We start from the raw sequence: 13,937 nt of genomic DNA on the forward strand, positions 1-13,937 counted from the left end.
TCGGCATCCGAGATCTCGCTACTCGCCGGGCGCGAAGGACGCGTCGAAGTAGGTGTCGACGTCTCCCTCACCGGAGATGAGGCCGGCATCCGTCAGCACCGTGAGGGTCGATTCCCAATCCTCCGTCGCGTTCACGCCAGGCGCCTTGCCTTCGGTGGCGTCGGTGGTGAGCAGCTTGATGGTCTCTTCCCACTGGTCCAGCAGCACGTCCTTCTCGGGCATCTGCGGGTCCTTGCCGTCCATCGCGGCGACCGCCGCCTCCGGATCCTCCTGCGCGGCGATGAAGGACTCCGACGTCGCGGCGACGAGCTCCTTGACGAGTTCCGGATCGCTCTCGATCGTCGAGGTCGGGGCGACGAGCCCGTTGCTGAAGAAGTTCAGGCCAGCGTCCGAGTAGCGGAGGTACTCGACGTCCTTGCCGCTCTTCGCAGCGATCGTCGGGCCCTGGTCGTGTGCGAAGCCGATCAGCCCGTCGACCTGTCCGGAGAGCATCGCAGCCATCTTGCCCGTCGCGTCGAGGTTCTGCTGCGTGACGTCGGATTCGCTCAGCCCGACAGCTTCGAGGTACGTAGGGAACGTCGTGGTCGGCGCATCGCCTGCCGAGACCGCGATCGTCTTGCCCTTCAGATCCTCGGGACTCTCGATGCCGGAGTCTGCGAAGACCTGCACGGCCGATGGCGTGGTCTGCAGGAAGACGCCGACGCTCTTGATCGCGACGCCCTTGTCGATGTTGGCGAGCACTGCGGGGGTGTCCGCCCAGCCGAAGTCGACCTGGCCCTGTCCGACAGCCTGCGCGGTCTTCGTGGATCCCTGACCGGCCTCGATGGTGAGGTTGATGCCGTGCTCCTCGAAGATGCCCTGCTCGACGCCGTAGTAGAACGCCGCGTGCTCTCCGTACGGGTACCAGTTGAGCATGAGAGTGACATCGGTCATTTCAGCGGGCGCGTCACCTCCGTCGCCTGACGGGGTCTCGCTCGCGCCCCCGCAGCCGGTGAGGGCGAGCGCGGATGCAGCGATCAGAGCGATCGAGCTGAGGACGGTTCCTGACTTCTTCATCAGACTCCTGCTTTCGTTGGGTGCTGTTGGGTGCGGGGTTCGGAGAGCGGTCAGAGCCGCACGGTGGCTGACGCGACATCGCGTTTGGAGGCATGCCAGGGAATGAGGAACTTCTCGGCGATCTGGATGATGCCGAAGAGGATGACGCCCATGAGCGACATGATGATGAGCGCGGCGAAGAGCATCGCGGTGTCGAGGTTTCCGTTGGCCTGCAGGATGACGTAGCCGAGCCCCTCGTTCGCGCCGACGAATTCGCCGACGACCGCACCGGTGACGGCAAGGGTCGCAGCCACTTTCAGCCCCGACAGCAGTTCCGGCAGTGATGCGGGCAGACGAACCTTGAGGAAGGTCTTGAACTTTCCCGCGCCCATGGTGGAGGCGAGCTGCAGGATCTCGGGGTCGACCGTGCGAAGGCCCGCGAGACCGGAGATCACGACGGGGAAGAACGCCATCAGGACGGCGACGAGGATCTTCGGCTCCGCGCCGAACCCGAGCCAGACGACGAACAGCGGGGCGATCGCGATCTTGGGGATGACCTGAGCGAACAGGATCACCGGGTAGAGCGTCTGCTCCAAGCCCCTGGAGTAGACCATGACGACGGCCACGAAGAGCCCGATGATCACGGCGATGACGAACCCGATCACCGTCTCGTACGTCGTCACCCAGGTGTGCTGCATCAGATACGCGAAGTTGTCGGCGAAGGCGTTCCAGGTGTCAGCCGGGGACGGGATGATGAACGGCTGCACCCACTTCAGGGCGGTTGCGACCCACCACAGCGCGAACACGGCGATGACGAAGACCACCGGGTGCCAGTTGCGCGACAGCCAGCCGACGATCACGTTCGGCTCGCGAGGATCGCGATCCTTGCCCTGCGCGACGGCAAGCGTCATGGTGGCGTTCTGGGGTGACGACATGGAATCCTCGACATCTTCGTCTGCGGGTGGGGTGCGATGGGAAAGCGTATTCCCAAAGAGTATGGAGCGAGTTTATGTCTCCGGCACAGCCATGTCAATCTGTGCGGAAAACGCTCTCCGCGAGTACCGCGCCTGCGGCGGTGAGCCAGTGCGCTGGTTCGGCGAGCGCAGCGTCTGCTGAACCGGCGAGGTCGGTCAGCGAAGCGGATGCCGCGAACAGACCGCGATCGGCATCCACGGTGATGCGTCCGGCGATGATCAGTGCCGGCACACCGGCATCCGCCGCGAGAGCAGCGACGAATGAGGGCACCTTGCCGTCGCCGGACTGCCCGTCGTAGGAGCCCTCGCCGGTGATCACCGCATCCGCAGCATGCACCTCAGAGGCCAGCGAGATGAGCCGAGCCACCTCACCCGCGCCGGGGACCAGTCGGGCACCCCACACGACCAGCGCACCGCCGACGCCGCCGGCCGCTCCTGCTCCGCTGGTCGACTCATCCAGCCCGAGCAGGTCGGCGAGGTGCGCGAGCGCAGCGTCGACGCTGTTGCGATCGGCAGTGTCCACCAGGCCCTTCTGCGGCCCGAACACATGAGCGGCGCCGCGAGCGCCGGTGAGCGGATTCGTCACGTCGGAGAGCACGAGCACCTCCGGCGCGGCTCGAAGCCCCGAAAGGTCGACGGCTGCGACACGCAGCAGGCCGCGAGCGCCCGGCTCGACATCCAGACCCTCGGCATCGATGAATCGCGCGCCGAGCGCGGCCAGCATCCCGAGCCCGCCGTCCGTCGATGCACTCGAGCCGATCCCCAGCACGAGCCGGGAGACGCCATGATCGAGCGCAGCGGCGATCGCCTGGCCGAATCCACCGGAGTGGGCATCGAACGGACGCAACTCGTCCAGCAGCTCGATCCCCGACGTCGAGGCGAGATCGATCACCGCGGTGCCGCGCGGTGCGTCTTCGGATGCCGGAAGCAGCAGCCAGTCCGTCTCCACTCGCGCTCCAGCAGGGCCGTCGACGGTGAGAGGCATCCGCTCGGAACCTGCGACCGCAGCGGCGAACGCCGAGACAGTGCCCTCTCCCCCATCGGCCATCGGTCTGAGCACGATCTCGGTCGCCGGATCGACAGAACGCCATCCGCGCGCGATCGATTCCGCAGCATCCGCCGCCGTGATCGTCCCTTTGAAGCTGTCCGGTGCGATGACGACGCGGGTCATCGCGCGAGACCCGGTGCGTTCGGCTGATCCGGTGTGTCCGACAGGCCCGGGGTACTCCCACGCACGAGCACCTCGAGCGGGGGTTCGGACTGCTGCCATTCGTCGTCGACCGTCGCTCTGAAGGCCTGGTAGCCGAAGTCGCTCAGCGGCACGCCGACGGTGGTGAGCTGCGGGGTGACATCGCGGCTCACGGGAATGTCATCGAACCCGCACATCGCGATGTCGCCGCCGACCGATCGTCCCGCGTCACGGATCGCCGTCATCGCTCCGACGGCGATCACGTCGCTGAGCGCGAACACGAGAGTCCCCGGCTCCACGCCGTCGGCGAGCGCCGCCGCCATCGACGTCACGCCCGACTCGCGAGCGAAGCGGCCCCGATACTCCCGCGAGACCGTGCCGCCGCCGGCAGCGAATCCGGCCTGGAATCCGCCGAGCCGGTCGTCGGAGGTGCGCACGCCCTCTGCCGCCCCGATCACGATCGCCTGCCGATATCCGATGCGAGCCATCTCGCGCCCCAGACGCTCGGCGCCACCGTGGTTGTCGATCCGGATGCTGCGATCCCCGCCCGGTCCGAACGTCACGGTGCGCGCGCCCAGAGACCTGAACGCCGACAGCTCCTCATCCGTGGACTTCTCACCGTCGTCGGTGCGCGATGCGGCCAGGATCACGCCGCGGGGGTGCTGTCCGCGCAGCGCGCGCAGGATCTTCCTCTCACGCGCCTCGTCGCGCTCGGTGATCGCGATGGTGACGATCAGGCCCTCCTCATCAGCGCCGCGCGCGACACCGGAGGCGATCTGTCCGAAATAGGGGTCGGCGATGTCGGCGACGAGCAGGGCGATCACCGCGGACGTTCCACGCGCCGTGGCCTGCGCAGAGGCGTTCGCGGTGTAACCCAGCCGTTCGGCCGTCGCCTCGACGCGTTCGCGGAACGATTCGGCGACCTTGCGTGCTGAGCCGTTCAGCACGCGAGAGGCCGTCGCGAGCGACACCCCCGCCTCGCGTGCGACATCGTGCAGCGTCGGCGTATCGGAGCGCGGACGCGATTCACGAGGGGTCATGCGTTGATCCTAACGAGGGGAAGCGGACCGGATGCTGCCCCGCAGCGTCGCGGCTTCCGCGGCGAGGAGGGCAGGGTCGTCGTCCGGCACGAACTCGAGCAGCGCGTCGCGCGGAGGGGCGCTTTGCGCCGCCGCGGCAGCGAAGATGCGTCGCCAGAGCTCGCCGCGCTCGTGCAAGCGCAGCCGCTGGGTCTGGGGCCACCACGAGAAGACGTGCACAGCACTCGTGTGCATCGCGACCGCCTCGTACTCGGCGAGTGCGATGTCATCGGATGCGGCGACCGTCGGCTGCCAATACGTGCTGAGCGCCGTGCTGTCGACCTCGCTCAGCACGCTCAGCGTCGCCGGAGCGCTGTCGGCGAGCGTTCCGGCGTGGAACTCGAGGGCGAGGCCGATACCCCGTCGTTGCGCCTCGGATGCCGCGGACTGCAGTCGTGCGATGGTCGATGCTCTTTCGTCAGCGGTCGCCTCGACCGAGCCGAGTCGCCCCGCCCAGATGCGCACACGGTCGGCGCCGAGGGCTTCTGCGCTGTCGAGGATCGGTGTGAGATCTTCATCGGCCTCCGCGCGGAAGTACGAGCCGTATGAGGCGACGACGAGTCCGGCATCCGCGGTGGCCCTCGCCATCTGCTCAGCGCGAACAAGATCGCCAGGGGGCACGTGTCCGTCGCCGCCCCACTCGATCGCAGCGAGCCCGGCATCCGCAGCGAGGTCGACGATGCGCTCAGGTGCGAGCGCGCGGAACGTCACCGAGCACAGGCCAGGACGGATCGCAGTCATGACGTCATCCTCTCAAGCGGATGGGCACACAGGTTCAGCGCAGATGCGGCGACACTGTCGCTGTGAACGCCTCGGCCGTGCGCCGCACCACGTGCTCCGGGGCATCGGCCCAGATGTCCGCGTTGAAGATCTCCACCTCGATGTCACGGTCGTAGCCGGTCTGGACCACGGCCTGGGTGAGCGAGGCGAAATCGATCACTCCGTCACCCATGTAGTGCCGCCCGAGCAGCACATCTGCGGGCAACGGGGTCTTCCAGTCGCACACCTGGTACGTCGCGATACGGCCCTCGCGGCCCGCGCGCGCGATCTGCTCGAGCACCTGAGGATCCCACCAGATGTGGAAGGTGTCGACAGCGGCGCCGACGACCTCGGCATCGAAGTCGGAGGCGATGTCGAGAGCCTGCCCCAGCGTCGAGACGACGGCGCGGTCGGAGGCGTACATCGGATGCAGCGGCTCGATCGCCAGCGTCACGCCGGCGGCCTTCGCGTCTGGTGCCAGCGCACCGATGGCGTCACGCACCCGTTCCCGCGCGCCGATGAGGTCACGGTCGCCTTCGGGAAGACCGCCGGCGACCAGCACGAGCACGGCGGTCGAACCGTCGGCGCCGGCGGCGGCGAGCGTCGCCGTCTCCTCGATCGCCCTGCGGTTGTCGTCGAGCGCCGCGCGGCGCTGCGGACCGTCCGGCAGAGTGAAGAACCCGCCACGGCAGTGCGTGGAGAACCGCAGACCGGAGTCGGCCAGCATCCGCGCCGCCACGTCGAGTCCGACCTCGTTCACCGGCTCCCGCCAGAGACCGATCGCGTGGATCCCCGCCCCGGCGGTGACTCTCAGCGCCTCTTCGAGGTTCGAATACTTGATGGTGGCCTGGTTGATCGACAGGCGCGGGTCCGGGGCACTCATGCGTCCGCCCCTCCCGCATCGATGCCGTTCAGTCGCAGCATCCCGTGCCAACGCTCTCGAGCGAGTTCGGGGTTCTCGAGGGCGAGCGAGGCGTTCGCGAGCTCGACGATGCGGCTGAGGTGCGGCAGGCTCCTGGCGGAGTGCAGGCCGGAGACCATCTGGAAGGCGGGCTGGTGCCCGTTGAGCCAGGAGAGGAATGCGACGCCGGTCTTGTAGTAGAACGTCGGCGCGGCGAACACCTGACGGCTGAGCTCCTCGGTGGGACCGAGGATGCGACGATACGCGTCCGGATCGCCGGCGTCGAGTGCCTGGATCGCGGCGGATGCCACGGGTGTGATCGCCGCGAAGGCACCCAGCAGCGCGTCGGAATGGCCGTCACCCTCGCCGATCGTGTCGCCGCCGATCAGACCGACGTAGTTGAAGTCGTCGCCGGTGAACATGCGCACGCCATGCGGCAGACGCTCTCTCACCGAGATCTCGGACTCCGCGTTGAGCAGGCTCATCTTGACGCCGGCGACCTTGTCCTGGTTCTCCGCGATGACCTGGAGAAGCACTTCGGATGCCGTCTGCCAGTCCTTCGCGCCGAAATAGCCTTCCAGCGCCGGGTCGAATGCGGTGCCGAGCCAGTGCAGCACGACAGGCACGGTCGCCGACTGCAGCACCTCTCGGTACACGCGACGGTAGTCATCGGCCCCCGTCGCCACCCGCGCGAGATGGCGCGATGCCATCAGCACTGGGCCGGCCCCCTCCTGCTCCTCCGTGAAGTGCAGCTGCTCCTTATAGGCGTCGATGACCTGGTCGAGCGTGATGTGCGTCTCGATGCCGTGATCAGACGCAAGGTGATCGGTGTTGACGCCGACCACGACCGATCCGCCCTCTTCACGCGCGACCTGAGCGCTGCGGGCGATGAGCTCGCGGGTCGCGGCGGCATCCAGCCCCATGTTGCGCTGTGCCGTATCCATGGCGTCGGCGACGCCGAGCCCCCAGGAGTAGACGTTGCGACGGAACGCAAGGGTCGCGTCCCAGTCGATATCGGCCGGCTGTCCAGGAGTGTTGTCGGCGTGCACCTGGGGAACGACGTGCGCGGCGGCGTAGGCGACGCGGCTCTGCAGTGGCGCGGTGGGGCGGGTGTAGATACCGGAATCATTCAGCGCAGCATCCGATGTCGTGCCGTCCGGCGCGAGAAGTCGAAGGCTGCTCATGACAGCGTCAACGGCGCGATCGTGACCTTGCGGCCTTCGGCGCTCGATGTCAGCCCCGCCTCGGCGAACTGCACGCCCTTGGCGCCGGCGAGCAGGTCGAACGGGTAGTCGGTGCCTTCGACGAACGAGGTCAGGTACTCCTCCCACTGCTGGCGGAATCCGTTGAGGAAGACGTCGTTGGTCGGCACGCTCTGCCAGTCGGTGTCGTAGTCGTGCGAGTCTTCGAGATCGGGGTTCCACACCGGCTTCGGGGTGGCGTTGCGCGGCTGGATCTTCGCGCCGAACAGTCCGACGACTGCCGAGCCGTGCGTGCCGTCGACCTGGAACTCCACCAGCTCGTCACGGTTCACCCGCACCGTCCAGCTGGAGTTGATCTCGGCGACGATGCCGCCTTCGAGTTCGAAGATTCCGTAGGCGGCATCCTCCGCGGTCGCGACGTACTTCTCGCCCTTCTCATCCCAGCGCTCGGGGATGTGGGTCGCGGCCTGCGCGTAGACGCTCTTGACCTCGCCGAACAGGTTCTCCAGCACGTAGTTCCAGTGCGGGAACATGTCGGTGATGATGCCGCCGCCGTCTTCGGTGCGGTAGTTCCAGCTCGGACGCTGCGCCGGCTGCCAATCGCCCTCGAACACCCAGTAGCCGAACTCTCCGCGGACCGAGAGGATGCGGCCGAAGAAGCCCGAGTCGATCAGGCGCTTGAGCTTCTGAAGGCCCGGCAGGTAGAGCTTGTCGTGCACAACGCCGGTCTTGACCCCGGCATCCTTCGCGAGACGGGCGAGCTCGAGCGCCTCCTCCAGCGACTCGGCCGTCGGCTTCTCGGTGTAGATCGCCTTGCCGGCGGCAATGGCCTTGCGGATGGCGGAGGCACGCGCCTTCGTCACGAGGAAATCGGCGTAGATCTCCCACTTCGGATCGGCGAGGGCCGCATCGAGATCGGTGGTGTAGTCATCGATGCCGTGCAGGGCGGCGAGCTCTGCCAGCTTGGCCTCACTGCGTCCGACGAGGATCGGCTTCACCGTGACCTTCGTGCCGTCGGCCAGTTCGATGCCGCCTTGGTCACGGATCGCGAGAATGGAGCGCACCAGGTGCTGCCGGTACCCCATGCGCCCGGAGACGCCGTTCATGATGATGCCGATCTCGCGGGTCGTCGCCTGTGACATGTGTGATCCTTCTGTGTTTCCGACTGAGTGTGCGGGAAGCGGGTAAACGCTTTCCAAGAGTCTGCCACCGGAATGGGCATGCCGCAAGCAGCAGCGTGAGGGTCCTCCGAGTAAACGCTTTCCAGTACGCTGGAGATGAATGAGTGCAGCATCCGCTCCAGTGGAGATGACATGACCGACACACCCCGCGCCACCGCCGCCGTCCTCCTCGTCGGCGCCCACGGATTCGGCGCTGTCCACCTCCGGAACCTGGAGCGTCTCGGATCCCGAATACAACTGGTGGCACTCGCCGACCCGAAAGGCGGCCCCGCCGAGGGCTTTGGATCGAATGTGCCGAGCTGGCCCACACTCGATGCGGCGCTGGATTCGGGCGTCCGCCCCGACATCGTCATCGTCGCGACCCCGACGAACACGCACTTCGCCCTTGCCGCGCGAGCGCTCGAAGCAGGCTCCGACGTCTATCTCGAGAAGCCCCCGGTCGCCACTATGGAGCAGTTCACCGAACTTCTCGCACTCCAGGAGCGCACAGGCCGCGCGATCCAGGTCGGGTTCCAGAGCTTCGGCTCGCACGCCCTCGCCGAGATCGCCACGTTGGGCACTCCGAGTTCAGTGGCGACCTGGGCGCACTGGAGCCGCGACCGTGCCTATTGGACCCGCTCGGCGTGGGCAGGACGTCGGGTGCTGAACGGGCAGCCGGTCGTGGACGGCGTTCTCACCAACGCCATCTCGCATGCGATCGCCACCGCGCTGCACATCGCGGGCGCGCGGCGGAGAGAAGACATCGCCGACGTCGAACTCGAGCTCTACCGCGCCGCCGAGATCGAAGCCGATGACACGTCGAGCGTCCGGATCACGCTCGCCGACGGCCGTATCGTCACCGGCGCGCTGACCCTGGCATCTGCCGAGCTCGCGGAGCCCCTCATCGAAGTGCGCACACCTGGCGAGGATGTGACGTTCTCGTACACGACGGACGACCTCAGATACGCCGACGGCCACGTCGTGCGCACCGGACGCACCGACCTGTTCGAAGAGCTCCTCGACCACCGCGACCACGGAACGCCTCTCTCGTCGCCACTCATCGGCACCGGCGCATACATGGAAGTGCTCGAAGCCGTGCGCAGGGCGCCCGATCCCATCCGTATCCCGGATGCATCGATCACGACGGCCGAAGACCGCGTCACCGTCGACGACATCGCGCATTGGGTCGAGCGTGCCGCGCGTGCCGGTGCACTGTTCAGCGAAGTGCATGCACCCTTCGCGCAGATCGCGCCCTCCGGCACCACCGAGGACATCGCGGTCGACGCGCGCATCGTGGCGGTTCGGGACGACGGCTCTGCTGTCACGCCGACGTCTGCGCCCCGCCCGTTCCTGCATCCGGTCCGCACCCTGGGCGGGGTCGTCGTCACGGACGCGCATCCTGCCGATCACGACTGGCATCTCGGCGCATCGATCGGGGTGCAGCACGCGAACGGCGTGAACTTCTGGGGCGGACCGACCTACACCGAGGACTTCGGCTACCGCTGGCGCGCCGATCATGGGCGGATCGAGACCACCGCGCTCACCCGCACCGACGACGGCTTCTCCGCCACCGCGAACTGGATCACACCGACGGGTGCGACGCTGCTCATAGAGGAGACGTCGTGGCGCGTGCATTCGTCGCCCGACCCGCGCGCCTGGAGATTCGTGGCCCGAACGAACCTGCGCGCGCTCGACGAGCCGGTCGAGCTCGGCAGCCCAGGCACTCATGGGCGCGTCGGCGGGGGCTACGGCGGCTTCGCCTGGCGCTTCCCCTCCGCATCACACGTCGATGTGCGCACCTCTGACGCATCGGGCGAGGAAGCCACGCATGGCGCGAAGTCACCGTGGATTGCGTTCAGCGCTCGATTCCCTGATGGCGAGGCGACCGTCGCACTCGCCGCCGATGACCCACGCACCGCATCCGACCCCTGGTTCGTGCGAGTCGCCGACTACCCGGGGATCGGTTCGGCTCTCGCCTGGGAGGAACCGCTGCTGCTGGATGCCGGCGCGAGCGTGACGCTCTCGTTCCGCGGCGTCGTCGCCGATGGGCGGCTTGAGGATGCCGAGGTCGCGGCGCTTCTCGGCGCAGGGGCCTGAGCCCCTTCCACGCAACGACGGGCCTCTACGGGCTCTCCGTATATCAGCCCCGCGAGGTGCTGTTCCGCTCGATCAGATGCGTGGGGATGACGCTCTGGGCATCGCCGTCAGGGATGGGCCCAGCGTTTTCGATCTCCGCGACCAGCGCGTCGACCGCAGCCACGGCGAGCGCCGCGAAGTCCTGGCGGACCGTCGTCAATGGCGGGCGGTAGTTCGCCGCATCCGGCACGTCGTCGAATCCGATCACGCTGACCTGATCCGGCACGGCACGGCCCTGCTCCGCGAGCCCGCGGACGAGACCTAGTGCCATCTGATCGTTCGCGCTGAACACAGCGGTGGCTTGCGACAGCGACCCTGCCGCGGCGTGGCCGGACTCGGCCGACCAGTCGCCGCGCTCCACGGGCTTCGGCGCGATCCCTGCCGCCTGCAGAGTCTCGCGCCAGCCGCGCTCGCGCTCGGCAGCGGCGAACGAGGCTGTCGGACCCGCCAGGTGCCAGACGTTCTCGTGACCTAGAGCGAGGAGCCTGCTCGTCGCCGCCGCCGCACCTCCGGCGTGGTCGCTGTGCACCACGCGGAATCCGGATGCCGCTGGCGCGTCGACGACGACGAGACGGAGACCCTCAGGCCGATCACCGGCGCGAGTGAGTGCCGACGCCTCGTTCAGCACGATCGCACCATCGACGCCCTGATCGCGCAACTGCTCGAAAGCCCCAGCGACCGTGTCCCCCGCAGTGACAAGCAGCAGCGCGTAGCCGCGCTCTTCCGCCGCTTCGGCTGTGGCCTGCAGCATCCGCGAGTTTCCGACCGTGGCGAGCGTCGTGACGACCAGGCCGATCGTCTGCGTGCGCCCAGTGCGCAGTGCTCTGGCGGCCCGATGCGGGCGATAGCCGAGTTCGGCCATCGCGTTCTCGACGCGGCTCCGCGTCGCAGGGTCGACACGGGGACTGCCGTTGACGACTCTGGACACCGTCTGCCCGGAGACACCTGCCCGGTCGGCGACCATGGCCATCGAGACGCGGCCCGACGATGGCCGCGGAGCGCGCCCGGACCTGCCCGTCAGCTCTGCCCAGTCGCCCATCCGGCTCCCCCTCTTACTTGCCTCGTGGCTGCGTGCCGCGTACAACTTCGCAATGTTGACGTTACCACCGCCGGGAAGGTAGCGTGTTTACGTGAACATTCAAGATCCTCCCGAGTTGTGCACGACCGAACTCAGCGCCGGCGTCGTCAAACGCGCCACCACCCTCGCTGACGGCCGCGACCTGATCTACTACGACGATCCCGGCACGACCCTGGGATCAGAGCGCGCCGTCGACGCTCGCACCCTCGACCCGCGACCCGACACCGCGACGATGCGACTCGACGTGCTGACGGGCGACTGGATCACGGTCGCCGCGAATCGTCAGAACCGCGTCATGATGCCCAGCGCCGACGCCGATCCACTGGCCCCGCAGTCTCCGACGAATCCGTCAGAGGTTCCGTCGCTCTACGACGTCGCGGTGTTCGAGAACCGCTCCCCCGCCTTCGGCCCCGCCCTCGCCGAAGCCCTCGGCACGGCCCCCGCCGCGAGCAACCCGCCGCGCGGACTGGACGACCTCGACGCCCTCGGACTCGGCCGCACCCGCACCTCGGTCGGCCGCTGCGAAGTCGTGTGCTTCAGCCCTGACCACTCCGGCTCGTTCGGCACGCAGTCGGTCACGCGCGCCCGCACCGTCATCGAGGCGTGGGCAGACCGCACCGCAGCACTGTCGCAACTGCCGGGCATCCAGCAGATCTTCCCGTTCGAGAACCGCGGCGAGGCGATCGGCGTGACACTGCCGCATCCGCACGGCCAGATCTATTCCTACCCCTACATCACCCCACGCACCCAGCGGCTGTTGGACAGCATCGATCGCACGGCGCCGGATCTGTTCCAGCACATCCTCGAGTTCGAGCAGGGCTCGGAGCGGGTAGTGCTCGAGGGCGAGCACTGGACGGCGTTCGTACCGTTCGCAGCGCGCTGGCCCGTCGAGGTGCACCTGATGCCGCACCGCCACGTGCCCGACTTCGCCGAGACGACCGACGCCGAGCGCGACGAACTCGCCCCGCTCTACCTGCGCCTGTTGCGCGGCATCGATGCGCTCTACGACACCCCGACTCCCTACATCGCCGCATGGCACCAGGCTCCCGTGAACGTCGGCCGCGATTCGGTGCGTCTGCACCTGCAGCTCACGAGCCCGCGGCGCGGCGCGGACAAGCTGAAGTTCCTCGCCGGATCCGAGGCCGCGATGTGGGCCTGGACTGCGGAGATTCCACCGGAGCAATCCGCTGCGCGGATCCGCGAGGCCATCGCACGCGCTGAGGGGGCCGCCGAATGACCGACCTTCAGCCGGCGCACGCGGCATCCGTCCTGTTCGAGCAGCTCACCGGCCACGCGCCTGCAGGCATCTGGTCCGCACCGGGCCGGGTGAACCTGATCGGCGAGCACACCGACTACAACGACGGCTTCGTGCTGCCCTTCGCCATCCCGCATCGCACATATGCCGCTGTCGGCATGCGCGACGACGACCGCATCCGGGTCGCCTCCACATTCGCCGCTGACGCGCCCGTCGAGGTCGCGCTCGCTGAGCTCACGACGCTGTTCCCCACGCGTGCCGGCGAAGAGCCTGCAGTCGCCGAGTGGGCCGCATATCCCCTCGGCGTCGCGTGGGCGCTGCAGCTGGCCGGAGCCGCAGGGGCGGGTGTCGACATCGCGATCTCATCCGACGTTCCCGTCGGGGCCGGGCTCTCCTCCTCAGCCGCGATCGAGAGTGCGACAGCATCCGCCTTGAACGACCTCTGGGACGCCGGACTCGACCGCACGGCACTCGCCCGCATCGGCCGTCGCTCCGAGAACGAGGCCGTCGGCGCACCGACCGGGATCATGGATCAGATGGCGTCGATGCTCGGCGAACCCGATGCCGCGATCTTCCTGGACTGCCGCACGCTCGACGCGAATCTCGTGCGGGTCGGTGTCGCCGAGGCCGGGCTCGCGATCCTCGTCATGGACACCCGCGTGCAGCACTCGCACTCCACGGGCGGCTACCGCGAGCGGCGTGATTCCTGCGAACACGGCGCCGCGATCATGGGCGTGCCGTCACTGCGTGATGTGTCCGTCGACGACCTCGCCCGCGCCGAGGGGCTCATGGATGACGTGACGTTCCGCCGTGTGCGCCACGTCGTGACCGAGAACCAGCGCGTGCTGGATACGGTGAGCACGCTGCGCGAGAGCGGTGCCCGTGCGATCGGCGACCTGCTCGTCGCCTCGCACGCCTCGATGCGCGACGACTTCGAGATCTCGGTTCCAGAACTCGACACCGCGGTCGACGCCGCGCTGGCGGCAGGCGCGATCGGCGCACGCATGACCGGCGGCGGCTTCGGCGGCGCCGCCATCGCGCTGGTCGAGGAGGAATCAGTACCGGCCGTGTCGGATGCCGTGACCGCCGCCTTCGCGGCATCCGGATTCGCGTCACCGCACATCTTCACGGTGACGCCCGCTGCCGGTGCCCGCCGCGATTCCTGACCG

At 68.1% G+C, this 13,937-nt stretch carries 12 protein-coding genes; 3 read left to right on the plus strand and 9 right to left on the minus strand.

Features of this window, described 5'->3' with window-relative positions; translation table 11 throughout:
- Positions 1–18: 18 nt before the first annotated feature.
- From QFZ46_RS04990 to QFZ46_RS05025, 8 genes are all read right to left on the minus strand, one after another.
- On the minus strand, positions 19–1,056 hold the full coding sequence (locus tag QFZ46_RS04990) for an ABC transporter substrate-binding protein (protein WP_307358954.1): 1,038 nt from the start codon (positions 1,054–1,056) through the stop codon (positions 19–21).
- A 50-nt stretch (positions 1,057–1,106) separates the two neighbouring features.
- Entirely contained in the window at positions 1,107–1,970 is an 864-nt protein-coding gene (locus QFZ46_RS04995; RefSeq protein ID WP_307358956.1) for an ABC transporter permease, read from the minus strand.
- 94 nt (positions 1,971–2,064) lie between these two features.
- Complete coding sequence (locus QFZ46_RS05000; RefSeq protein WP_307358958.1) at positions 2,065–3,180, minus strand: glycerate kinase; 1,116 nt, start codon at positions 3,178–3,180, stop codon at positions 2,065–2,067.
- Positions 3,177–4,238, minus strand: coding sequence for a LacI family DNA-binding transcriptional regulator (locus QFZ46_RS05005; protein ID WP_307358960.1), 1,062 nt, complete (start codon positions 4,236–4,238; stop codon positions 3,177–3,179). Before QFZ46_RS05005 ends, QFZ46_RS05000 begins: the two co-directional genes overlap by 4 nt.
- A 9-nt stretch (positions 4,239–4,247) precedes the next feature.
- The gene (locus QFZ46_RS05010; protein ID WP_307358961.1) at positions 4,248–5,018 is read right to left on the minus strand and encodes a sugar phosphate isomerase/epimerase family protein; all 771 of its coding nucleotides are present in this window, start codon (positions 5,016–5,018) and stop codon (positions 4,248–4,250) included.
- A 34-nt stretch (positions 5,019–5,052) separates the two neighbouring features.
- Positions 5,053–5,919, minus strand: a complete 867-nt coding sequence (locus QFZ46_RS05015) for a sugar phosphate isomerase/epimerase family protein (protein WP_307358963.1) — start codon at positions 5,917–5,919, stop codon at positions 5,053–5,055.
- Positions 5,916–7,121: a dihydrodipicolinate synthase family protein gene (locus QFZ46_RS05020; RefSeq protein ID WP_307358965.1), complete on the minus strand. Its 1,206-nt coding sequence runs from the start codon at positions 7,119–7,121 to the stop codon at positions 5,916–5,918. Before QFZ46_RS05020 ends, QFZ46_RS05015 begins: the two co-directional genes overlap by 4 nt.
- Positions 7,118–8,281 (minus strand): Gfo/Idh/MocA family protein, encoded by a 1,164-nt coding sequence (locus QFZ46_RS05025; RefSeq protein ID WP_307358968.1) that lies wholly within the window; start codon positions 8,279–8,281, stop codon positions 7,118–7,120. The genes QFZ46_RS05020 and QFZ46_RS05025 overlap by 4 nt, the downstream gene beginning before the upstream one ends.
- A gap of 171 nt (positions 8,282–8,452) precedes the next feature.
- On the opposite strand from QFZ46_RS05025, the gene QFZ46_RS05030 reads away from it, so the two are divergent.
- Positions 8,453–10,396, plus strand: a complete 1,944-nt coding sequence (locus tag QFZ46_RS05030) for a DUF6807 family protein (RefSeq protein ID WP_307358971.1) — start codon at positions 8,453–8,455, stop codon at positions 10,394–10,396.
- A 43-nt stretch (positions 10,397–10,439) separates the two neighbouring features.
- Here the strand turns inward: QFZ46_RS05030 and QFZ46_RS05035 are convergent, their stop codons facing one another.
- Entirely contained in the window at positions 10,440–11,405 is a 966-nt protein-coding gene (locus tag QFZ46_RS05035) for a LacI family DNA-binding transcriptional regulator (RefSeq protein ID WP_307364498.1), read from the minus strand.
- 160 nt (positions 11,406–11,565) lie between these two features.
- Between QFZ46_RS05035 and galT the strand changes: the two genes are divergently transcribed.
- On the plus strand, positions 11,566–12,750 hold the full coding sequence (gene galT, locus QFZ46_RS05040; protein WP_307358973.1) for a galactose-1-phosphate uridylyltransferase: 1,185 nt from the start codon (positions 11,566–11,568) through the stop codon (positions 12,748–12,750).
- Entirely contained in the window at positions 12,747–13,934 is a 1,188-nt protein-coding gene (gene galK / locus QFZ46_RS05045; protein ID WP_307358975.1) for a galactokinase, read from the plus strand. Before galT ends, galK begins: the two co-directional genes overlap by 4 nt.
- Positions 13,935–13,937 lie beyond the last annotated feature (3 nt).

This window comes from Microbacterium murale (assembly GCF_030815955.1).
Classification (GTDB): Bacteria; Actinomycetota; Actinomycetes; order Actinomycetales; family Microbacteriaceae; genus Microbacterium; species Microbacterium murale_A.